19 protein-coding genes are annotated in these 21,428 nt (G+C 56.6%); all 19 read left to right on the top strand.

Annotated features, from left to right (window positions below; translation table 11 throughout):
- The first annotated feature begins 304 nt into the window (after nt 1-304).
- On the top strand, nt 305-1,444 hold the full coding sequence (locus IB212_RS14770; protein WP_014170829.1) for a polysaccharide export protein: 1,140 nt from the start codon (nt 305-307) through the stop codon (nt 1,442-1,444).
- Between the two features lie 6 nt (nt 1,445-1,450).
- Complete coding sequence (gene wzb, locus IB212_RS14765; protein ID WP_041909108.1) at nt 1,451-1,894, top strand: low molecular weight protein-tyrosine-phosphatase Wzb; 444 nt, start codon at nt 1,451-1,453, stop codon at nt 1,892-1,894.
- Between the two features lie 2 nt (nt 1,895-1,896).
- Nucleotides 1,897-4,059: a tyrosine-protein kinase Wzc gene (gene wzc, locus IB212_RS14760; RefSeq protein ID WP_041909110.1), complete on the top strand. Its 2,163-nt coding sequence runs from the start codon at nt 1,897-1,899 to the stop codon at nt 4,057-4,059.
- A 116-nt stretch (nt 4,060-4,175) separates the two neighbouring features.
- Nucleotides 4,176-5,018, top strand: a complete 843-nt coding sequence (gene wcaA / locus IB212_RS14755) for a colanic acid biosynthesis glycosyltransferase WcaA (RefSeq protein ID WP_028013800.1) — start codon at nt 4,176-4,178, stop codon at nt 5,016-5,018.
- A complete protein-coding gene (gene wcaB, locus IB212_RS14750; protein WP_041909112.1) occupies nt 5,018-5,509 on the top strand; it encodes a colanic acid biosynthesis acetyltransferase WcaB in 492 nt (163 codons plus the stop codon). Before wcaA ends, wcaB begins: the two co-directional genes overlap by 1 nt.
- Nucleotides 5,506-6,723: a colanic acid biosynthesis glycosyltransferase WcaC gene (gene wcaC / locus IB212_RS14745; RefSeq protein ID WP_041909114.1), complete on the top strand. Its 1,218-nt coding sequence runs from the start codon at nt 5,506-5,508 to the stop codon at nt 6,721-6,723. The genes wcaB and wcaC overlap by 4 nt, the downstream gene beginning before the upstream one ends.
- On the top strand, nt 6,698-7,918 hold the full coding sequence (wcaD, locus tag IB212_RS14740; protein WP_028013797.1) for a colanic acid polymerase WcaD: 1,221 nt from the start codon (nt 6,698-6,700) through the stop codon (nt 7,916-7,918). The genes wcaC and wcaD overlap by 26 nt, the downstream gene beginning before the upstream one ends.
- A 16-nt stretch (nt 7,919-7,934) precedes the next feature.
- On the top strand, nt 7,935-8,681 hold the full coding sequence (gene wcaE / locus IB212_RS14735; protein WP_041909116.1) for a colanic acid biosynthesis glycosyltransferase WcaE: 747 nt from the start codon (nt 7,935-7,937) through the stop codon (nt 8,679-8,681).
- A gap of 15 nt (nt 8,682-8,696) precedes the next feature.
- Nucleotides 8,697-9,245 (top strand): colanic acid biosynthesis acetyltransferase WcaF, encoded by a 549-nt coding sequence (gene wcaF / locus IB212_RS14730; protein ID WP_041909117.1) that lies wholly within the window; start codon nt 8,697-8,699, stop codon nt 9,243-9,245.
- Nucleotides 9,246-9,269: 24 nt separating this feature from the next.
- A complete protein-coding gene (gmd, locus tag IB212_RS14725; protein WP_003863514.1) occupies nt 9,270-10,391 on the top strand; it encodes a GDP-mannose 4,6-dehydratase in 1,122 nt (373 codons plus the stop codon).
- 2 nt (nt 10,392-10,393) lie between these two features.
- Nucleotides 10,394-11,359: a GDP-L-fucose synthase gene (locus tag IB212_RS14720; RefSeq protein ID WP_024908102.1), complete on the top strand. Its 966-nt coding sequence runs from the start codon at nt 10,394-10,396 to the stop codon at nt 11,357-11,359.
- Nucleotides 11,360-11,361: 2 nt separating this feature from the next.
- Nucleotides 11,362-11,841, top strand: coding sequence for a GDP-mannose mannosyl hydrolase (locus IB212_RS14715; protein WP_072201675.1), 480 nt, complete (start codon nt 11,362-11,364; stop codon nt 11,839-11,841).
- Complete coding sequence (wcaI, locus tag IB212_RS14710) at nt 11,838-13,061, top strand: colanic acid biosynthesis fucosyltransferase WcaI (RefSeq protein WP_041909124.1); 1,224 nt, start codon at nt 11,838-11,840, stop codon at nt 13,059-13,061. Before IB212_RS14715 ends, wcaI begins: the two co-directional genes overlap by 4 nt.
- Nucleotides 13,062-13,064: 3 nt before the next feature.
- On the top strand, nt 13,065-14,501 hold the full coding sequence (gene cpsB, locus IB212_RS14705; RefSeq protein WP_028013792.1) for a mannose-1-phosphate guanyltransferase: 1,437 nt from the start codon (nt 13,065-13,067) through the stop codon (nt 14,499-14,501).
- A gap of 109 nt (nt 14,502-14,610) precedes the next feature.
- A complete protein-coding gene (cpsG, locus tag IB212_RS14700) occupies nt 14,611-15,981 on the top strand; it encodes a colanic acid biosynthesis phosphomannomutase CpsG (RefSeq protein WP_041909126.1) in 1,371 nt (456 codons plus the stop codon).
- Between the two features lie 46 nt (nt 15,982-16,027).
- The gene (gene wcaJ / locus IB212_RS14695; protein WP_041909129.1) at nt 16,028-17,422 is read left to right on the top strand and encodes an undecaprenyl-phosphate glucose phosphotransferase; all 1,395 of its coding nucleotides are present in this window, start codon (nt 16,028-16,030) and stop codon (nt 17,420-17,422) included.
- Nucleotide 17,423: 1 nt separating this feature from the next.
- Nucleotides 17,424-18,902: a colanic acid undecaprenyl disphosphate flippase WzxC gene (wzxC, locus tag IB212_RS14690; RefSeq protein ID WP_041909130.1), complete on the top strand. Its 1,479-nt coding sequence runs from the start codon at nt 17,424-17,426 to the stop codon at nt 18,900-18,902.
- 17 nt (nt 18,903-18,919) lie between these two features.
- Nucleotides 18,920-20,200: a colanic acid biosynthesis pyruvyl transferase WcaK gene (gene wcaK / locus IB212_RS14685; RefSeq protein WP_041909132.1), complete on the top strand. Its 1,281-nt coding sequence runs from the start codon at nt 18,920-18,922 to the stop codon at nt 20,198-20,200.
- On the top strand, nt 20,197-21,417 hold the full coding sequence (gene wcaL / locus IB212_RS14680; RefSeq protein ID WP_060571638.1) for a colanic acid biosynthesis glycosyltransferase WcaL: 1,221 nt from the start codon (nt 20,197-20,199) through the stop codon (nt 21,415-21,417). Before wcaK ends, wcaL begins: the two co-directional genes overlap by 4 nt.
- The last annotated feature ends 11 nt before the right edge of the window (nt 21,418-21,428 follow it).

Below are 21,428 nucleotides of genomic sequence, written 5' to 3'. Positions count from 1 at the left end.
TTCATTATCCGTTGTGTATTTCAAGCGGCTGATATATTTCCAGAAGACCTTACTCAAGAGGGTGTCTATCCATAACACATTGTTTAGTCAGTGGATTGGTAACTGAAAGCCAAGGGCGGTAGCGTGCCTGAAAGCGTGTGAATCAGCCTCGATTATTCTGTCAATAGCCAATGGATGAATAAGCTTTTTTTAGGACTGATGCCAGTTATATTTCTATTTGATTAACTGCATGCTGAAACCCAATACGTCTCAGGCTTATTTAAATTGCACAGGATAATTACTCTGCCAAAGTGATAAATAATCAATGATGAAATCCAAAATGAAATTGATGCCATTATTGGTGTCTGTGACCTTGATGAGTGGTTGCACGGTCTTTCCCGGCAGCAATATGTCAACAATGGGTAAGGATGTGATCAAGCAACAGGATGCCGATTTTGATCTCGACAAAATGGTGAATGTTTACCCACTTACGCCACGTCTGGTCGAACAATTACGTCCACGTCCGAATGTTGCCCAGCCGAATATGTCTCTGGACCAGGAAATTGCCTCCTATCAGTATCGCGTGGGGCCGGGCGACGTGATCAACGTGACCGTCTGGGACCACCCTGAACTGACCACGCCAGCGGGCCAGTACCGTAGCTCAAGCGACACCGGGAACTGGGTACAGTCAGATGGCACCATGTTCTATCCGTACATTGGTAAAGTACATGTCGCCGGGAAAACGCTTGCCGAGATCCGTAGTGATATTACCGGCCGCTTAGCGCAGTACATCGCCGACCCGCAGGTGGACGTTAATATCGCCGCATTCCGCTCGCAAAAAGCCTATATCTCCGGTCAGGTGAACAAATCCGGCCAGCAGGCCATCACCAACGTTCCGCTCACCGTTCTGGACGCCATTAACGCCGCGGGCGGCTTAACTGACGGCGCCGACTGGCGCAACGTGGTGCTGACCCACAACGGCAAAGAGCAGCGCATTTCGCTGCAGGCGCTGATGCAAAACGGCGACCTGACCCAGAACCGCCTGCTCTATCCGGGCGATATTCTCTACGTACCGCGCAACGACGATCTGAAAGTCTTCGTGATGGGTGAAGTGAAGAAACAGAGCACCCTCAAAATGGACTTCAGCGGCATGACCCTGACCGAAGCGCTGGGCAATGCTGAAGGTATCGATCTGACCACCTCTAACGCGACCGGTATCTTCGTCATCCGTCCGCTGAAGGGTGAAGGCAGCGCGAAGGGCAAGATTGCCAACATCTACCAGCTGGATATGTCCGATGCGACGTCTCTGGTGATGGCGACGGAGTTCCGTCTCCAGCCATACGATGTGGTTTACGTCACCACCGCGCCGGTTGCCCGCTGGAACCGTCTGATCAACCAGTTGCTGCCAACCATCAGTGGCGTTCGCTACATGACGGATACGGCGCGCGACATTCATACCTGGTAATCCGCGATGTTTAACAAAATTCTGGTGGTATGCGTGGGGAACATTTGCCGTTCCCCCACGGCTGAACGGCTGTTGAAACAGTACCAGCCCGAGTTAACGGTCGAGTCCGCAGGGCTGGGCGCGCTGGTGGGCAAAGGTGCCGACGAGCGCGCCGCGAGCGTGGCCCGCGATCACAACCTCTCTCTTGACGGGCATATCGCCCGCCAGGTCACCGGCCGCATGTGCCGGGAGTATGACCTGATTCTGGCAATGGAAAAACGCCATATTCATGCGCTATGCGATATCGCTCCGGAGATGCGCGGCAAGGTGATGCTGTTTGGTCACTGGGACAACGAACGCGAAATCCCCGATCCGTATCGCAAGAGCCATGAAGCCTTCGAGGCGGTTTACACCTTACTTGACCAGTCTGCCCAACAGTGGGCGCAGGCACTGAAAGCTCAGCAGGGATAACAATGACAGAAAAAACAAGACCTTCTGCCGCCCCGACTTCGGGCAGTGATGAAATTGATATTGGTCGCCTGGTCGGCACGGTTATCGAGGCAAAGTGGTGGGTGCTTGGCATTACTGCCGTGTTTGCCGCAGCGGCCGTCGTGTATACGCTGTTCGCCACACCAATCTACAGCGCCGACGCGCTGGTGCAGATCGAGCAGAATACCGGCAACTCGCTGGTGCAGGATATCGGCTCCGCGCTGGCGAACAAACCGCCAGCATCCGACGCTGAAATTCAGCTGATCCAGTCGCGTCTGGTGCTGGGTAAAACGGTTCACGACCTCGGACTCGACATCTCCGTCACCAAAAATACGTTCCCGATCTTCGGTGCCGGCTGGGACCGTCTGATGGGGCGCAGCAATGACACCGTAAAGGTCACTGACTTTGTGCTGCCGAAAGGGGCGGGGGATCAAACCTTTACCCTGACGGTGCTGGGCCCGAAACAGTATCAGCTGACCAGCGATGCGGGCTTTAGCGCACGCGGCGAAGTGGGGCAGATGCTGAACAAAGACGGCGTTAGCATGATGGTTAGCGCGATCCACGCCCAGGAGGGCGGTGAATTCACCGTCACCAAATTCTCCACGCTGGGAATGATCAACAATCTGCAGAACAACCTGACCGTCACCGAAAACGGTAAGGACACCGGCGTGCTGAGCATGACCTTTACCGGTGAAGATAAAGATCAAATTCGCGACATCCTGAACAGCATTACCCGCAACTACCTTGAGCAGAACGTCGAGCGCAAGTCGGCGGAAGCGGCGAAAAGCCTGGCGTTCCTCGCTAAACAGCTCCCGGAAGTACGTGCCCGTCTGGATGATGCCGAGAACAAGCTGAACGCCTACCGTCAGGATAAAGACTCCGTCGACCTGCCGCTGGAGGCGAAATCGGTTCTCGACTCGATGGTGAATATTGATGCGCAGCTCAACGAGCTGACCTTCAAAGAGGCAGAGATTTCCAAGCTTTACACCAAACGCCACCCGGCCTACCGCACGCTGCTGGAGAAGCGCCGCACTCTCGAAGAGGAGAAGGCGAAGCTGAACGACCGCGTGACCGCGATGCCGAAAACGCAGCAGGAGATCGTGCGTCTTACCCGCGACGTTGAATCCGGACAGCAGGTTTACATGCAGCTGCTGAACAAACAGCAGGAGCTGAAAATCACCGAGGCCAGCACCGTGGGTGACGTGCGTATCGTCGACCCGGCCATTACCCAGCCTGGCGTGCTGAAACCGAAGAAAGCGCTGATTATTCTCGGCAGCATCATTCTTGGCCTGATGCTCTCTATCGTTGGCGTCCTGCTGCGCTCGCTGTTCAACCGCGGCATCGAAAGCCCGCAGGTGCTGGAAGAGAGTGGTATCAACGTCTATGCCAGCATTCCGCTGTCTGAGTGGCAAAAATCCCGTGACAGCGTCAAGACCATCAAGGGCGTTAAGCGTTACAAACAGAGCCAGCTGCTGGCCGTGGGTAACCCAACCGACCTGGCGATTGAAGCGATCCGCAGCCTGCGTACCAGTCTGCACTTCGCCATGATGCAGGCTAAAAACAACGTCCTGATGTTAACCGGCGTCAGCCCGTCAATCGGTAAGACCTTTGTCTGTGCCAACCTGGCGGCCGTGGTGAGCCAGACCAACAAGCGCGTGCTGCTGATCGACTGTGATATGCGTAAGGGTTATACCCACGAACTGCTGGGCACCAACAACGTGAACGGTCTGTCGGAAATCCTGCTGGGTCAGGGAGAGATTAGCCAGAGCGCCAAGCCGACCTCGATTCCGAGATTCGACCTGATCCCGCGTGGTCAGGTGCCGCCGAACCCGTCTGAACTGCTGATGAGCGAACGCTTCACCCAGCTGATTGAGTGGGCGAGCAAAAACTATGACCTGGTGCTGATCGATACGCCGCCAATTCTGGCCGTGACCGATGCTGCCGTGGTTGGCCGTCATGCGGGTACCACGCTGATGGTGGCGCGCTATGCGGTGAATACCCTGAAGGAAGTGGAAACCAGCCTGAGCCGCTTCGAGCAGAACGGCATTGAGGTGAAAGGGGTCATCCTGAACTCCATCTTCCGCCGCGCGACCGGGTACCAGGATTACGGCTATTACGAGTACGAATACAAGTCTGACAGCAAATAACAAAACACCCCCCCTCACCCTAACCCTCTCTCCTGAGGGGAGAGGGAACTGTCCGGTGCCGCCTTTCACCCTCTCCCCTCAGGAGAGAGGGCCGGGGTGAGGGGTAGGAGGAAAAGATGACCACACAACGCCCTTTAGTTTCTATCTATATGCCGACATGGAACCGTCAGCAGCTGGCGATCCGCGCTATTAAGTCGGTCTTGCGTCAGGATTACGATAACTGGGAACTGATCATCGTGGATGACTGTTCTTCCTCGTATGAACAGCTGCAAAAATTTGTCACCGAACTCAACGATCCGCGCGTGATGTACACCCATAACCCGATTAACTCCGGGGCGTGCGCGGTGCGTAATCAGGCGATTATGCAGGCCAAAGGGCAGTATCTGACCGGCATCGACGACGATGACGAATGGACGCCGAACCGCCTGTCCGTCTTCCTTTCGCATAAAGAGCAGCTGGTCACGCACGCTTTTCTGTATGCCAACGACTATGTCTGCCAGGGCGAGGTTTACTCGCAGCCCGCGAGCCTGCCGCTGTATCCGAAATCACCGTACTCTCGTCGCCTGTTCTACAAGCGCAACATTATCGGTAATCAGGTCTTTACCTGGGCGTGGCGCTTTAAGGAGTGCCTGTTCGATACCGAGCTGAAGGCCGCGCAGGATTACGACATCTTCTTGCGGATGGTGGTGGAGTACGGCGAGCCGTGGAAAGTGGAAGAGGCCACGCAGATCCTGCACATCAACCACGGGGAGATGCAGATCACCTCCTCACCGAAGAAGTTTTCAGGCTATTTCCATTTTTACCGCAAGCACAAGGACAAGTTTGACCGTGCCAGCCGCAAGTATCAGCTCTTTACCCTGTATCAGATCCGCAATAAGCGCATGAACTGGCGCACGCTGCTGACGCTGCTGTCGGTGCGTAACGGCAAGCGTCTGGCTGACGGGCTTCGGGGGAAATAATGTTTCTGGAAGATTGCCGCGCAAACAGCTGGAGCCTGCGCCCGTGCTGCATGGTTCTGGCGTACCGCATCGCGCACTTTTGCTCGGTGTGGCGCAAGAAAAACGTACTGAACAATATCTGGGCGGCACCGATTCTGGTGCTGTACCGCATCATCACCGAATGCTTTTTTGGCTATGAAATTCAGGCCGCTGCCACCATTGGCCGCCGCTTTACCATCCACCACGGCTATGCGGTCGTCATTAACAAGTTCGTGGTTGCGGGCGATGATTTCACCATTCGCCACGGGGTGACGATCGGCAACCGCGGGCCGGACAGCCTGGCCTGCCCGGTGATCGGCAATAACGTCGAGCTGGGCGCGAACGTGGTGATCATTGGCGACATTACGATTGGTAACAACGTGACGATCGGGGCGGGCAGCGTGGTGCTGGACAGCATCCCCGATAACGCGCTGGTGGTGGGAGAGAAAGCCCGCGTGAAGGTGATTAAATGAACATTCTGCAATTTAACGTACGCCTCGCAGAAGGCGGAGCGGCAGGCGTGGCGCTGGATCTGCACCAGCGAGCCCTGCAAAAAGGACTTCAGTCCCGATTTATTTACGGCTACGGCAAAGGCGGCAAGAAAAGCGTCAGCCATGATAACTTCCCGCAGGTGCACAAGCACACGCCGCGTCTGACCTCTGTTGCCAACATTGCGCTGTTCCGCCTGTTTAACCGCGATCTGTTTGGCAACCTGAACAGTCTTTATCGCACCGTGACCCGCACTACCGGCCCGGTTGTGCTGCATTTTCACGTCCTGCACAGCTACTGGCTGAATCTGGAAGAGGTGGTGGCGTTTTGTCAGAAGGTGCAGGCCCACAAGCCCGACACCCGCTTCGTCTGGACGCTGCACGATCACTGGAGCGTAACCGGACGCTGCGCGTTTACCGACGGCTGCGAAGGCTGGAAAGATAGCTGCCAGAAATGCCCGACGTTGAGCAACTATCCGCCGGTGAAGGTGGATCGCGCGCATCAGCTGGTAGACGGAAAGCGTCAGTTGTTCCGCGACATGCTTTCGCTAGGCTGCACGTTTATCTCCCCGAGCCAGCACGTGGCCGACGCCTTCAACAGCCTGTATGGGGCAGGGCGCTGTCAGATTATCAACAACGGTATCGACGTGGCGACGGAAGCCATCCTGGCCGAGCTGACGCCGGTGGCGGAAACCGCGGGCAAACCGAAAATTGCCATCGTTGCGCACGATCTGCGCTACGACGGCAAAACTAACCAGCAGTTGGTGCGCGACATGATGGCGCTCGGCGACAAAATTGAACTGCATACCTTTGGCAAATTCTCGCCGTTCGAAGGCGCTAACGTGGTGAATCACGGGTTTGAAACCGACAAGCGCAAGCTGATGAGCGCCCTGAATGGTATGGACGCGCTGGTGTTCAGCTCTCGCGTGGATAACTACCCCTTGATCCTCTGCGAGGCGCTCTCCATCGGCGTGCCGGTGATTGCTACCCACAGCGATGCGGCGCGCGAAGTGCTGGAAAAATCTGGCGGAAAAACCTTCGCCGCGCACGAGGTCCTGCCTCTGGTGCAACTGCCGAAGGCGCAGATCGCCGAGGCCGTTTTTGGCACTGACCTGGAATCGTTCCGCAACCGCAGCCGCAAGGCCTACAGTGGACAACAGATGCTGGAGGAGTATGTCTCGTTCTATCAGAATCTGTAGTTATCTGCTGCTGCCGCTGATCTACCTGCTGGTCAACGTCAAAATTGCCCAGCTCGGCGAAAGCTTCCCGATAACCATCGTGACTTTTTTGCCCGTTCTGCTTCTGCTGTATGTCGATAAAATTAACCTGAAGAAGCTGATGATTGCCCTGGGGCTGGGCACGGGCCTGACGCTGTTTAACTACATCTTTGGCCAGTCGCTGGATGCCAGTAAATACGTCACTTCAACCATGCTGTTTGTTTATATCGTTATTATTATTGGCATGGTCTGGAGTATTCGCTTCAAAACTATTTCACCGCACAATTATCGGAAAATCCTCAGGTTCTTTTATATTGCCGTTGCGTTAATTGTTGTGCTTGCCGCACTGGAAATGGCGCAGATTATTTTGACCGGTGGCAGCAGCCTGATGGAGATAATTTCGAAATATCTCATTTACAGTAACAGCTATGTACTGAACTTCATTAAGTTTGGTGGTAAGCGTACAACGGCGCTCTATTTTGAACCGGCGTTTTTCGCTCTGGCGTTAATCTCAATTTGGCTCAGCATCAAACAGTTTGGTATCAAAACGCCTAAGACCGATGCTATGATTCTTGCAGGAATCGTTCTGTCTGGATCGTTCTCAGGGGTAATGACATTTATCCTGTTTTACCTGCTGGAGTGGGCGTTCCAGTACCTGAACAAAGATGCGATTAAGAAAAAACTGCCGCTGGCGATAATCTCTCTGACGGTATTTTTAGTGGGCGTCATATTCGCGTTTCCGTACATTTCAGAACGTCTGGGTGATTTGGGAACGGAAGGGTCATCGTCCTATTATCGCATCATTGGTCCGCTGGTGATGGTGGGTTATTCCTTAACCCATATCGATGGTGTAGTAAGATTCGGCTCACTTTACGAATATGTTGCATCATTCGGAATCTTTAACGGTGCGGATGTCGGTAAAACCATAGACAATGGTCTGTATCTGTTAATTATTTATTTTTCGTGGTTCGCCGTACTGTTGACGCTGTGGTATCTGTTTAAAGTTTTCAAAATGATGATCAACGCGTTTGGTGATAACCAGAACTTCCGCGTGCAGCTTTATCTTTTTACGCCGGTGTCGCTGTTTTTTACCGGGTCAATATTTAGCCCGGAATATGCTTTCTTGATTGTCTGTCCGTTTATTTTGCGTAAGGCGCTTAATATTACGAACGTATGACGAAATGAGGTGATTTATGTTTCTTAGCGTCATTACTGTCGCTTTTCGTAATTACGAAGGGGTGGTAAAAACCTGGCGCTCGCTGCGCAACCTGGCGCGCGATCCAAGCCTCACCTTTGAGTGGATCGTGGTCGACGGCGGCTCGAACGATGGCACGGCGGAGTTTCTGGAAAAACTCAACGGTGAGTTCAACTTACGCTACATCAGCGAGAAAGATAAAGGCATCTACGATGCGATGAACAAGGGCATTTCTATGGCCCAGGGCCGTTATGCCATCTTCCTCAACTCCGGCGATATTTTCCACGACGACGTGGCGCTGTTTGCTCGTCAGCTGGCGCGCCAGAAAGAGGATGCCATGTATATTGGCGATGCGCTGCTCGATTTTGGCGACGGGCATAAAGTCTGCCGCAGCGCCAAGCCAGGCTGGTATATCTACCACAGCCTGCCGGCCAGCCATCAGGCTATTTTCTTCCCGGTAAACGGTCTGAAAAAACAGCCTTACGATTTGCAGTACAAGGTGTCATCCGATTATGCGCTGGCCGCCAGCCTGTATAAATCAGGTTACCCGTTCCGTCGAATTAAAGGGCTGGTGTCTGAATTTTCGATGGGCGGCGTGTCAACGTCTAATAATCTGGAATTATGCCAGGATGCAAAAAAGGTGCAGCGTCAAATATTACGCGTGCCGGGATTCTGGGCGGAATTGTCTTATTTATTACGCCTGCGTACGACAGGTAAAACGAAAACCTTATATAACAAAGCCTGAATATAAGGAAAAGCAATGCAGGATTTAAAAGGTTTCTCCGTGCCGAAAGGTTTTCGGGGCGGGAACGGTATTAAGGTACAGCTATGGTGGGCGGTTCAGGCAACCTTATTTGCCTGGTCGCCGCAAATACTGTACCGCTGGCGAGCCTTTTTATTGCGCCTGTTTGGCGCAAAAATCGGAAAAAACGTAGTTATTCGACCTTCGGTAAAGATTACCTACCCCTGGAAATTAACCCTCGGGGATTACGCCTGGGTAGGGGATGACGCGGTGTTATATACCCTGGGCGAGATTACGATTGGCGCAAATTCGGTGGTTTCACAGAAGTGTTATTTGTGCACCGGCAGCCACGACTTTATGAGCCAGCATTTTGATATTACCGCTTCGCCTATTGTGATCGGTGAAAAGTGCTGGCTGGCAACGGATGTTTTTGTTGCACCAGGTATTTCTGTTGGCGATGGCACGGTAGTCGGTGCCCGCAGCAGCGTTTTTAAATCGCTACCGGCAAATAAAGTTTGCCGTGGCAACCCCGCAGTGGTGATACGCGAACGCGTTGAAACTGATTAAATTCATAAGTAGAGGAATATAAACATGTCTAAAGTCGCTCTCATCACCGGCGTTACCGGGCAGGATGGTTCTTACCTGGCAGAACTGCTGCTGGAGAAAGGGTATGAAGTGCACGGTATTAAACGTCGTGCGTCTTCTTTCAACACCGAACGTGTGGATCACATCTATCAGGATCCTCACGCGGCAAACCCGAAATTCCACCTGCACTACGGCGACCTGACCGATACCTCCAACCTGACCCGTATCCTGCAGGAAGTACAGCCGGATGAAGTGTACAACCTGGGGGCGATGAGCCACGTAGCGGTCTCCTTCGAGTCCCCGGAATACACCGCTGACGTTGACGCCATGGGTACCCTGCGTCTGCTGGAAGCGATTCGCTTCCTCGGTCTTGAGAAGAAAACCCGCTTCTACCAGGCATCTACCTCCGAGCTGTACGGCCTGGTGCAGGAAATTCCACAGAAAGAGACCACGCCGTTCTACCCGCGTTCCCCGTACGCTGTGGCGAAACTGTACGCCTACTGGATCACCGTGAACTACCGTGAATCCTACGGTATGTACGCCTGTAACGGCATTCTGTTCAACCACGAATCCCCGCGCCGCGGCGAAACCTTCGTGACCCGTAAAATCACCCGCGCGATCGCCAACATTGCTCAGGGTCTGGAATCTTGCCTGCACCTCGGCAACATGGACTCCCTGCGTGACTGGGGCCATGCCAAAGACTACGTGAAAATGCAGTGGATGATGCTGCAGCAGGAACAGCCAGAAGACTTCGTTATCGCGACCGGCGTGCAGTACTCCGTGCGTCAGTTCGTTGAGATGGCTGCGGCGCAGCTGGGCATCAAGCTGCGCTTCGAAGGCACCGGCGTGGAAGAGAAGGGTATCGTTGTATCCGTGACCGGCCACGACGCGCCGGGCGTGAAGCCAGGCGACGTGATTGTCCAGGTTGACCCGCGCTACTTCCGTCCTGCTGAAGTGGAAACCCTGCTGGGCGACCCAACCAAAGCGCACGAGAAGCTGGGCTGGAAACCAGAAACCACTCTGCAGGAGATGGTTTCCGAGATGGTGGCCAAAGATCTTGAAGCAGCGAAAAAACACTCCCTGCTCAAGTCTCATGGCTACGAGGTTGCCATCGCGCTGGAGTCCTGAGAATGACAAAACAACGTATTTTTGTCGCCGGTCATCGCGGAATGGTGGGTTCCGCGATTGTCCGCCAGCTGGAACAGCGCGGTGACGTAGAGGTGATTGTCCGCACCCGTGACGAGCTGAACCTGCTCGACAGCCGTGCGGTACAGGACTTCTTTGCCAACGAACGCATTGACCAGGTGTATCTGGCGGCGGCGAAGGTGGGCGGCATTGTCGCTAATAACACCTACCCGGCGGATTTCATCTACGAGAACATGATGATCGAGAGCAACATCATTCACGCGGCGCATCTGCACAACGTGAACAAGCTGCTGTTCCTCGGTTCATCCTGTATCTACCCGAAGATGGCGAAGCAGCCGATTGCCGAGAGCGAACTGTTGCAGGGCACGCTTGAAGCCACTAACGAGCCGTATGCAATTGCCAAAATTGCCGGGATCAAGCTGTGCGAGTCCTACAACCGTCAGTACAACCGCGACTATCGCTCGGTGATGCCGACTAACCTGTACGGACCGCACGACAACTTCCACCCGAGCAACTCGCACGTGATCCCGGCGCTGCTGCGTCGCTTCCACGAGGCGACTGCCGAAAACGCCCCGGACGTGGTGGTGTGGGGCAGCGGGACGCCAATGCGCGAGTTCCTGCACGTGGACGACATGGCGGCAGCCAGCATTCACGTGATGGAGCTGGATCGCGAGGTGTGGCAGGAAAACACCGAGCCGATGCTGTCGCACATTAACGTGGGCACCGGCGTGGACTGCACCATCCGCGAGCTGGCGCAGACCATCGCGCAGGTGGTGGGCTACAAGGGCCGCGTGGTGTTTGACGCGACCAAACCGGACGGCACGCCGCGCAAGCTGCTGGACGTGACCCGTCTGCATCAGCTGGGCTGGTATCACGAGGTTTCACTGGAGCAGGGGCTGGCCAGCACCTACCAGTGGTTCCTGGAAAACCAGCACCGCTTCCGGGGGTAATGATGTTTTTAAGTCAGGAAGATTTTGCCACGGTAGTGCGTTCCACTCCGCTCATCTCGATTGATTTGATCGTGGAGAACGAACGCGGCGAGTTCTTGCTGGGGAAACGAACCAATCGTCCTGCACAGGGCTTCTGGTTCGTGCCCGGCGGGCGCGTGCAGAAGGATGAGACGCTGGTTGATGCGTTTGAGCGTCTCACTCTGGCGGAGCTGGGCCTGCAGCTGCCGATGGCAGCGAGCCAGTTTTACGGGGTCTGGCAGCACTTCTATGACGATAACTTTTCGGGCACCGGGTTCTCCACGCACTACATCGTGCTGGGGTTCCGCCTGAAGGTGAGTGAGGCAGACCTGCGTCTGCCTGATTCTCAGCATGACGATTACCGCTGGCTAACGCCAGAGGCGCTGCTGGCAAGCGACAACGTCCATGACAACAGTCGGGCGTACTTCCTCGCGGAACGTCAGGCCGAGGTGCCAGGACTATGAAAATCCTCGTCTACGGAATTAACTACTCGCCGGAATTAACCGGTATCGGGAAATACACCGGCGAGATGGTGGAGTGGATGGCGAGCCAGGGACATGACGTGCGGGTGATTACTGCCCCGCCGTACTACCCGGAGTGGAAGGTAGGCGAACGCTATTCCAGCTGGCGCTATCGCCGTGAAGAGGGGACCGCGACCGTCTGGCGCTGCCCGCTCTACGTGCCGAAACAGCCCTCGACGCTGAAACGTTTAATTCATCTGGGCAGCTTTGCCCTCAGCAGTTTCTTCCCGCTGATGGCGCAGCGTCGCTGGAAGCCGGATCGCATTATCGGCGTGGTGCCGACGCTGTTCTGCACGCCGGGCATGCGCCTGCTGGGAAAACTCTCCGGCGCGCGCACCCTGCTGCACATTCAGGATTATGAAGTGGACGCCATGCTCGGTCTGGGTATGGCCGGGAAAGGCAAGGGCGGCAAGGTGGCGAAGCTCGCCAGCGCCTTTGAGCGCAGCGGCCTGCATAACGTGGATTACGTCTCAACGATCTCGCGCTCGATGATGAACAAAGCGCAGGAGAAGGGCGTCCCGGCGGAGAAGGTGATCTTCTTCCCGAACTGGTCCGAAGTGGCGCGTTTTCGCGACGTGACGGAGCAAGAGGCTCAGGCGCTGCGCGCCCGGCTCGGTTTGCCTGAAGACCAAAAAATCATTCTTTACTCAGGCAACATCGGTGAAAAGCAGGGGCTGGAGAGCGTTATTGAAGCGGCCCAGCTGCTGATCGAACAGCCGTGGACGTTTGTGATTGTCGGACAGGGCGGGGGAAAAGCGCGGCTGGAGAAGATGGCCAGTGAACGCGGCCTGACCAACGTGAAGTTTTTCCCGCTGCAATCGTACGACGCGCTGCCCGCGCTGCTGAAAATGGCGGATTGCCATCTGGTCGTGCAAAAACGCGGCGCGGCGGATGCGGTGCTGCCGTCCAAGCTGACCAACATTCTGGCAGTGGGCGGTAACGCGGTGATTACGGCGGAAGCCGAAACAGAATTAGGCCAGCTGTGTGGCAGCTATCCGGGAATTGCCGTGTGCGTGGAGCCGGAATCGGTCCCGGCGCTGGTCACCGGCATTGAACAGGCACTCGCCATGCCAAAAGTGAACACGGTGGCACGTGAATATGCCGAACGCACGCTCGAGAAAGAGAACGTGCTGAGCCAATTTATTGCAGATATACGGGGATAAATCATGAGTCAAACCACTTTGTATCCGGTTGTGATGGCTGGTGGCTCTGGTAGCCGGTTGTGGCCGCTGTCCCGCGTGCTCTATCCAAAACAGTTCCTCTGCCTGAAAGGGGATCTCACCATGCTGCAGACGACGGTAAACCGTCTGCACGGCGTGGAGTGTGAAAGCCCGGTGGTGATTTGTAACGAACAGCACCGCTTTATCGTTGCCGAGCAGCTGCGCCAGCTGAACAAGCTCACGGAAAACATCATCCTGGAGCCTGCCGGACGTAATACCGCGCCCGCGATCGCCCTGGCGGCGCTGGCGGCAAAACGCAGCAGTCCTGACTGTGACCCGCTGATGCTGGTCCTGGCGGCAGATCACGTTATCCAGCAGGAAGACGCATTCCGCGACGCGGTGCGTGCCGCGATCCCTTACGCCGAGAGCGGCAAGCTGGTGACCTTCGGCATCGTGCCGGATCTGCCGGAAACCGGCTACGGCTACATCCGTCGCGGCAGCGTAACGCCGGGTGAAGGCGACAGCGTGGCGTTTGACGTGGCGCAGTTTGTCGAAAAACCGAATCTCGAAACCGCCCAGGCCTATGTCGCCAGCGGTGAATATTACTGGAACAGCGGGATGTTCCTGTTCCGCGCCGGACGCTATCTCGAAGAGCTGCGCAAATACCGCCCGGATATTCTGAACGCCTGCGAAAAAGCGATGGCGGTGGTGGACCCGGATCTCGACTTTATCCGCGTGGATGAAGAGGCGTTCCTCGCCTGCCCGGAAGAGTCTATCGACTACGCCGTGATGGAACGCACGGCTGACGCGGTGGTGGTACCGATGGATGCAGGCTGGAGCGACGTTGGCTCCTGGTCCTCCCTGTGGGAGATCAGCGCCCATACCCCGGAGGGTAACGTCCATCACGGCGATGTGATTAGCCACAAAACCGAAAACAGCTACGTTTACGCCGAGTCTGGCCTCGTCACCACCGTCGGGGTGAAGGATCTGGTGGTTGTCCAGACCAAAGACGCGGTGCTGATTGCCGACCGTAACGCCGTGCAGGACGTTAAAAAAGTGGTTGAGAAGATCAAGGCCGATGGCCGTCACGAACACCACATTCACCGTGAAGTGTACCGTCCGTGGGGCAAATATGACTCCATCGACGCGGGCGACCGCTATCAGGTGAAGCGCATCACCGTGAAGCCGGGCGAGGGGCTGTCGGTGCAGATGCACCATCACCGCGCTGAACACTGGGTGGTGGTGGCGGGTACGGCCAAAGTGACCATTGACGGCGAAGTGAAGCTGCTGGGTGAAAACGAGTCCATTTATATTCCGCTGGGCGCCACGCACTGTCTGGAAAACCCGGGAAAAATTCCTCTCGATTTAATTGAGGTGCGCTCCGGCTCGTATCTGGAAGAGGACGATATTGTGCGCTTCCAGGATCGCTACGGGCGCGTGTAGCACGCCGCATCATGCCCGGCGGCGCTGCGCCTGCCGGGCCTACGAATGACAAAAATAAATTTGGCCATTAAGTGGTCAGGGCCAACTGTTGCCTGAAAAAGGGGTCATCATGGAAAAATTAACCTGTTTTAAAGCCTACGATATTCGCGGCAAGCTGGGCGAAGAGCTGAATGAAGACATCGCGTGGCGCATCGGTCGCGCGTACGGCGAATATTTAAAACCTAAGACCATCGTGCTGGGCGGCGACGTGCGTCTGACCAGTGAATCCCTGAAGCTGGCGCTGGCAAAAGGGCTGCAGGACGCGGGCGTGGACGTGCTGGACATCGGCCTGTCCGGTACCGAAGAGATCTATTTTGCCACCTTCCACCTCGGCGTGGACGGCGGTATCGAAGTGACGGCCAGCCACAACCCGATGGACTACAACGGCATGAAGCTGGTGCGCAAGGGCGCCCGCCCGATTAGCGGCGACACCGGCCTGCGCGACGTGCAGCGCCTCGCGGAAGCCAACGACTTCCCGCCGGTGAACGACGCGAAGCGCGGCAGCTACAAGCAGATTAACCTGCAAAAAGAGTACATCGACCACCTGCTGGGCTACATCAACGTGGCGAACCTCAAGCCGCTGAAGCTGGTCATCAACTCCGGCAACGGCGCGGCAGGCCCGGTTGTCGATGCCCTTGAAGCGCGCTTTAAGGCGCTGAACGTGCCGGTGACCTTCGTCAAGGTACACAACACGCCGGACGGTAACTTCCCGAACGGTATTCCTAACCCGCTGCTGCCGGAGTGCCGCGACGACACCCGTAACGCGGTGATTGAGCACGGTGCCGATATGGGCATCGCCTTCGACGGCGACTTCGACCGCTGCTTCCTGTTCGACGAGAAAGGGCAGTTTATCGAAGGCTACTACATCGTTGGCCTGCTGGCGGAAGCGTTCCTCGAGAAAAATCCGGGCGCGAAGATCATTCACGATCCGCGTCTTTCCTGGAACACCGTCGACGTGGTGAAGGCAGCGGGCGGCGAGCCAGTGATGTCTAAAACCGGCCATGCCTTCATCAAAGAGCGCATGCGCGAAGAAGACGCCATCTACGGCGGCGAGATGAGCGCCCACCACTATTTCCGTGATTTTGCCTACTGCGACAGCGGGATGATCCCGTGGCTGCTGGTGACCGAGCTGCTGTGCCTGAAGGGGCAGAGCCTGGGCGAGCTGGTGCGCGACCGCATGGCGGCCTTCCCGGCAAGTGGGGAGATCAACAGCAAGCTGGCGCAGCCGGCCGAGGCGATTGCCCGCGTTGAACAGCACTTTGCCATTCACGCGCTGGAGATTGACCGTACGGACGGCATCAGCATGGCGTTCCCGCAGTGGCGCTTTAACCTGCGTTCGTCCAACACCGAGCCGGTGGTGCGCCTGAACGTGGAATCCCGCGCTGATACGGCGCTGATGGAAGCCCGAACGAAGGACATTCTGGCGCTGTTGAATCAGTAACAATTGCCCCTCCCGGCGGGAGGGGGAACCGAATACAGGAACAACGATGACGAATCTAAAAAAACGCGAACGAGCGAGAACGAATGCATCGTTAATCTCTATGGTGCAGCGTTTTTCTGATATCACCATCATGGTCGGTGGATTGTGGGCGGTGTGTCGGATCAGCGGGCTGCCGTTCTTATATATGCATCTTCTGATGGCCCTGATTGCGCTGGTTGTGTTTCAGATGATCGGCGGAATGACCGATTTCTACCGCTCGTGGCGCGGCGTGAAAATGACCACCGAACTGATGCTGCTGCTGCAGAACTGGACCCTGAGCCTGATCTTCAGCGCCGGTCTGGTGGCGTTCAGCCATGATTTTGACAACCGCTTCGTGACCTATCTCTGCTGGTACCTGTTAACCAGCGTCGGCATGGTGGTGTGCCGTTCCCTGATCCGCTTTGGCGCGGGCTGGCTGCGTAACCGCGGCTATAACCGTCGTTTCGTCGCCGTGGCGGGTGATTTACCGGTCGGGAGAGTGCTGCTCGACAGCTTCCGCAAAGAACCGTGGTTAGGCTTTGAGGTGGTGGGGATTTACCACGACGCGAAGCCGGGCGGCGTGCCTGCGGACTGGGCGGGCAATTACGCGCAGCTTATTGAAGACGCGAAGGCCGGAAAAATTCATAACGTCTATATCGCCATGCAGATGAAAGACGAAACCCGCATCAAGCAGCTGATGCGCGAGCTGGCAGACACCACCTGCTCGGTAATCCTGATCCCGGACGTCTTTACCTTCAACATTCTGCACTCCCGCATTGAAGAGGTGAACGGCGTACCGGTGGTACCGCTGTATGACACGCCGCTGTCGGGTATTAACCGCGTGCTCAAGCGCGTGGAAGATATCGTACTCTCTTCCCTGATTTTACTGCTCATTTCCCCGGTGCTGTGCTGCATCGCTCTGGCGGTGAAGCTGAGCTCTCCCGGCCCGGTTATCTTCCGTCAGACCCGCTACGGCATGGACGGTAAGCCGATCATGGTGTGGAAATTCCGCTCCATGAAGGTGATGGAGAACGACAAGGTGGTGACCCAGGCGACGCAGAACGATCCGCGCGTCACCCGCGTGGGGAACTTCCTGCGCCGTACTTCGCTTGACGAGCTGCCGCAGTTCATCAACGTCTTTACCGGCGGCATGTCGATTGTTGGTCCGCGTCCGCACGCGGTGGCGCATAACGAGCAGTACCGTTCGCTGATTGAAGGCTACATGCTGCGCCATAAGGTGAAGCCGGGCATCACCGGCTGGGCGCAGATCAACGGCTGGCGCGGCGAGACCGACACGCTGGAAAAAATGGAAAAACGCATCGAGTTCGATCTGGAGTACATCCGCGAGTGGAGCCTCTGGTTCGATATCAAGATTGTTTTTCTGACCATCTTCAAAGGTTTCGTGAACAAAGCGGCGTACTAAGATGAGCTTACGTGAAAAAACCATCAGCGGCGCCAAGTGGTCAGCGATGGCGACCATCGTCATCATTGGCCTCGGCCTGGTGCAGATGACGGTGCTGGCGCGCATTATCGATAACCACCAGTTCGGCCTGCTGACCGTCTCGCTGGTGATTATCGCGCTGGCCGACACGCTGTCTGACTTCGGTATCGCCAACTCGATTATCCAGCGCAAAGAGATCAGCCATCTTGAGCTGACCACGCTCTACTGGCTGAACGTGGGGCTGGGGATTTTCGTCTTCGTGCTGGTGTTCCTGCTGAGCGATACCATCGCCAGCGTGCTGCACAACCCGGATCTCGCCCCGCTGATGCGCACGCTGTCGTTTGCCTTTGTGGTGATCCCCCACGGGCAGCAGTTCCGCGCTCTGATGCAGAAAGAGCTGGAGTTCAACAAGATCGGCATGATCGAGACCAGCGCCGTGCTGGCGGGCTTTACCTTTACCGTGGTGAGCGCCCATTTCTGGCCGCTGGCGATGACCGCCATCCTCGGTTACCTGGTTAACTCTGCCGTGCGTACGCTGCTGTTCGGCTACTTTGGCCGCAAGATTTACCGTCCGGGACTGCACTTCTCTCTCGCGTCCGTCTCGTCCAACCTGCGCTTTGGCGCGTGGCTGACGGCGGACAGCATTATTAACTATGTGAATACCAACCTCTCGACGCTGGTGCTGGCGCGCATCCTGGGCGCGAGCGTGGCGGGGGGCTACAACCTGGCCTATAACGTTGCGGTTGTTCCTCCTATGAAGCTGAACCCCATTATCACTCGCGTGCTGTTCCCGGCGTTCGCCAAGATTCAGGACGACACCGAGAAGCTGCGCGTCAACTTCTACAAGCTGCTTTCCGTGGTGGGGATTATCAACTTCCCGGTGCTGCTGGGGCTGATGGTGGTTTCCAGCAACTTCGTGCCGCTGGTGTTTGGCGAGAAGTGGAACGGCATTATCCCGATCCTGCAGCTGCTGTGCGTGGTGGGGCTGCTGCGCTCCGTGGGCAATCCGATTGGTTCTCTGCTGATGGCGAAGGCGCGCGTGGATATCAGCTTTAAGTTCAACGTGTTCAAAACTTTCCTGTTTATTCCGGCGATTATCATCGGCGGGCATATGGCGGGCGCCATCGGCGTCACGCTGGGCTTCCTGCTGGTGCAGATCGTTAATACCGTTCTGAGCTACTTCATCATGATCAAACCGGTGCTGGGCTCCAGCTACCGTCAGTACATCCTGAGCCTGTGGCTGCCGTTCTATCTCTCATTGCCGACCCTGGCGGTGAGCTACGGTCTGGGCATTATCCTCAGCGGGCATCTGCCGCTGGCCGCGCTGCTGGCGGTGCAGGTTGCCGCGGGCGCGCTGGCGTTTGGCGTGATGATTGTGCTGTCGCGCAACGCGCTGGTGGTAGAGATGAAGCGCCAGTTTTGCCGTAACGAAAAAATGAAAACGCTGCTTCGCGCAGGCTAGTTCTTTAAGAGGCCATTATGAAATTATTAATTCTTGGCAACCATACCTGCGGCAACCGTGGCGACAGCGCCATCCTGCGCGGTTTACTGGATGCAATTAACACCCTTAAGCCTGAGACTGAAGTAGACGTGATGAGCCGTTATCCGGTCAGCTCATCCTGGTTACTGAACCGCCCGGTGATGGGCGACCCGCTCTACAGCCAGATGAAACAGCACAACAACGCCGCGGGCGTGATGGGGCGCGTGAAGAAAGTGCTGCGCCGTCGCTACCAGCATCAGGTGCTGCTTTCCCGCGTCACCGACACCGGCAGGCTGCGCAACATCGCGATCGCGCAGGGATTTACGGACTTCGTGCGTCTGCTTTCCGGCTATGACGCCATTATTCAGGTCGGCGGCTCGTTCTTCGTCGATCTCTACGGCGTGCCGCAGTTTGAGCATGCGCTGTGCACGTTCATGGCGAAAAAGCCGCTGTTTATGATCGGCCACAGCGTCGGGCCGTTCCAGGATCCGCAGTTTAACCAACTGGCAAATTATGTGTTTGGCCACTGCGACGCGCTGATCCTGCGCGAATCGGTCAGCCTCGACATGATGAAGCGTAGCGAAATTGACACCTCTAAAGTAGAACACGGCGTGGATACCGCCTGGCTGGTGGATCACCAGGACGATAACTTCCAGCCGAGTTACGCGGTGCAGCACTGGCTCGACGTGACGGCGAAACAGAAGACCGTCGCGATTACCCTGCGTGAACTCGCCCCGTTCGATAAGCGTCTTGGCACCACCCAGGCAGCCTATGAGAAAGCGTTCGCCGACGTGGTGAATCGCGTGCTGGACAGCGGTTACCAGGTGCTGGCGCTCTCAACCTGTACCGGCATCGACAGCTACAATAAAGATGACCGCATGGTAGCGCTGAACCTGCGCAATCTGGTGAACGACCCGTCCCGCTACCACGTGGTGATGGACGAGCTGAACGACCTGGAGATGGGCAAACTGCTCGCAGCCTGCGACCTGACCGTGGGTACCCGTCTGCACTCGGCGATTATCTCCATGAACTTTGGCACGCCGGCCATTGCCATTAACTATGAGCACAAGTCCGCCGGGATTATGCAGCAGCTTGGCATGCCGGAGATGGCCGTGGATATTCGTCATCTGCTGGACGGATCGCTCGGTGCGATGGTGGGGGACACCCTGGGTCAACTGCCCGCCATCAATGAACGCCTGGCGGTGGCGGTGAAAGCCGAGCGCGAGAAGGGCATTGGGATGGTGAAATCGGTACTTGACCGCGTGCGGGAGGGGAAATGAAGGTTGGTTTCTTCTTACTGAAATTTCCGCTGTCGTCTGAAACGTTTGTACTGAACCAAATTACCGCGTTTATCGATATGGGATATGACGTGGAGATCGTCGCCCTGCAAAAGGGCGACACCAAAAATACCCATGCGGCGTATACCCAGTATGGGCTGGAGGCCAAGACCCGCTGGCTGCAGGACGAACCGGCCGGGAAGCTGAGCAAGCTACGCTACCGGGCCAGCCAGACGTTACGCGGGATCCACCGCGCGTCGACGTGGCGCGCGCTGAACGTTTCCCGCTATGGGGCGGAATCCCGCAATCTGATCCTGTCGGCCATCTGCGGGCAAACCGCGCAGCCGTATCGTGCCGACGTGTTTATCGCCCACTTTGGCCCGGCGGGGGTCACCGCCGCGAAACTGCGTGAGCTTGGCGTAATTGACGGCAAAATTGCGACCATCTTCCACGGTATCGATATTTCCAGCCGCGAGGTGCTGAACCACTACACGCCGGAGTATCAGGAGCTTTTCCGCCGCGGCGACATGATGCTGCCCATCAGCGACCTGTGGGCCGGACGACTGAAAAGCATGGGCTGTCCGGTGGAGAAAATTGCCGTGTCGCGTATGGGCGTGGATTTAACGCGCTTCACTCGCCGCCCGGTTAAGGTGCCGGGAAAACCGCTGCAGATCATCTCCGTAGCCCGTCTGACCGAGAAGAAAGGTCTGCACGTGGCCATCGAAGCCTGCCGACAGCTGAAGGCACGCGGGGTGGCGTTCCACTATCGCATTCTCGGCATTGGCCCGTGGGAACGTCGTCTGCGCACGCTTATCGAACAGTATCAGCTGGACGATGTCGTGGAGATGCCGGGCTTCAAGCCGAGCCATGAGGTTAAAGCCATGCTCGATGAGGCTGACGTGTTCCTGCTGCCTTCGGTAACGGGCGCCGATGGCGATATGGAAGGCATTCCGGTGGCGCTGATGGAGGCGATGGCCGTTGGGATCCCGGTGGTATCGACGCTGCACAGCGGGATCCCGGAGCTGATCAAATCTGATCATTCCGGCTGGCTGGTGCCGGAGAATAACGCGATGGCTCTTGCGGATCGATTGGCTGCCTTCAGCGACATCGACCAGCAGGCGCTGGAGCCTGTGCTCCAGAATGCCCGACAAAAAGTTGAAACCGATTTTAACCAGCAGGTAATCAATCGCCAGTTAGCGAGCCTGCTGCAAACGCTGTAACGCCGAGGTTG

This window comes from Enterobacter sp. E12 (assembly GCF_014596715.2).
GTDB classification, from domain to species: Bacteria; Pseudomonadota; Gammaproteobacteria; order Enterobacterales; family Enterobacteriaceae; genus Enterobacter; species Enterobacter bugandensis.
This window is presented reverse-complemented; position numbering and strand designations above follow the sequence as displayed.

Coding starts and splice junctions, on each gene's coding strand:
- IB212_RS14770 (WP_014170829.1), top strand. CDS start 305: ATGATGAAATCCAAAATGAAATTGATGCCATTATTGGTGTCTGTGACC.
- wzb (WP_041909108.1), top strand. CDS start 1,451: ATGTTTAACAAAATTCTGGTGGTATGCGTGGGGAACATTTGCCGTTCC.
- wzc (WP_041909110.1), top strand. CDS start 1,897: ATGACAGAAAAAACAAGACCTTCTGCCGCCCCGACTTCGGGCAGTGAT.
- wcaA (WP_028013800.1), top strand. CDS start 4,176: ATGACCACACAACGCCCTTTAGTTTCTATCTATATGCCGACATGGAAC.
- wcaB (WP_041909112.1), top strand. CDS start 5,018: ATGTTTCTGGAAGATTGCCGCGCAAACAGCTGGAGCCTGCGCCCGTGC.
- wcaC (WP_041909114.1), top strand. CDS start 5,506: ATGAACATTCTGCAATTTAACGTACGCCTCGCAGAAGGCGGAGCGGCA.
- wcaD (WP_028013797.1), top strand. CDS start 6,698: ATGTCTCGTTCTATCAGAATCTGTAGTTATCTGCTGCTGCCGCTGATC.
- wcaE (WP_041909116.1), top strand. CDS start 7,935: ATGTTTCTTAGCGTCATTACTGTCGCTTTTCGTAATTACGAAGGGGTG.
- wcaF (WP_041909117.1), top strand. CDS start 8,697: ATGCAGGATTTAAAAGGTTTCTCCGTGCCGAAAGGTTTTCGGGGCGGG.
- gmd (WP_003863514.1), top strand. CDS start 9,270: ATGTCTAAAGTCGCTCTCATCACCGGCGTTACCGGGCAGGATGGTTCT.
- IB212_RS14720 (WP_024908102.1), top strand. CDS start 10,394: ATGACAAAACAACGTATTTTTGTCGCCGGTCATCGCGGAATGGTGGGT.
- IB212_RS14715 (WP_072201675.1), top strand. CDS start 11,362: ATGTTTTTAAGTCAGGAAGATTTTGCCACGGTAGTGCGTTCCACTCCG.
- wcaI (WP_041909124.1), top strand. CDS start 11,838: ATGAAAATCCTCGTCTACGGAATTAACTACTCGCCGGAATTAACCGGT.
- cpsB (WP_028013792.1), top strand. CDS start 13,065: ATGAGTCAAACCACTTTGTATCCGGTTGTGATGGCTGGTGGCTCTGGT.
- cpsG (WP_041909126.1), top strand. CDS start 14,611: ATGGAAAAATTAACCTGTTTTAAAGCCTACGATATTCGCGGCAAGCTG.
- wcaJ (WP_041909129.1), top strand. CDS start 16,028: ATGACGAATCTAAAAAAACGCGAACGAGCGAGAACGAATGCATCGTTA.
- wzxC (WP_041909130.1), top strand. CDS start 17,424: ATGAGCTTACGTGAAAAAACCATCAGCGGCGCCAAGTGGTCAGCGATG.
- wcaK (WP_041909132.1), top strand. CDS start 18,920: ATGAAATTATTAATTCTTGGCAACCATACCTGCGGCAACCGTGGCGAC.
- wcaL (WP_060571638.1), top strand. CDS start 20,197: ATGAAGGTTGGTTTCTTCTTACTGAAATTTCCGCTGTCGTCTGAAACG.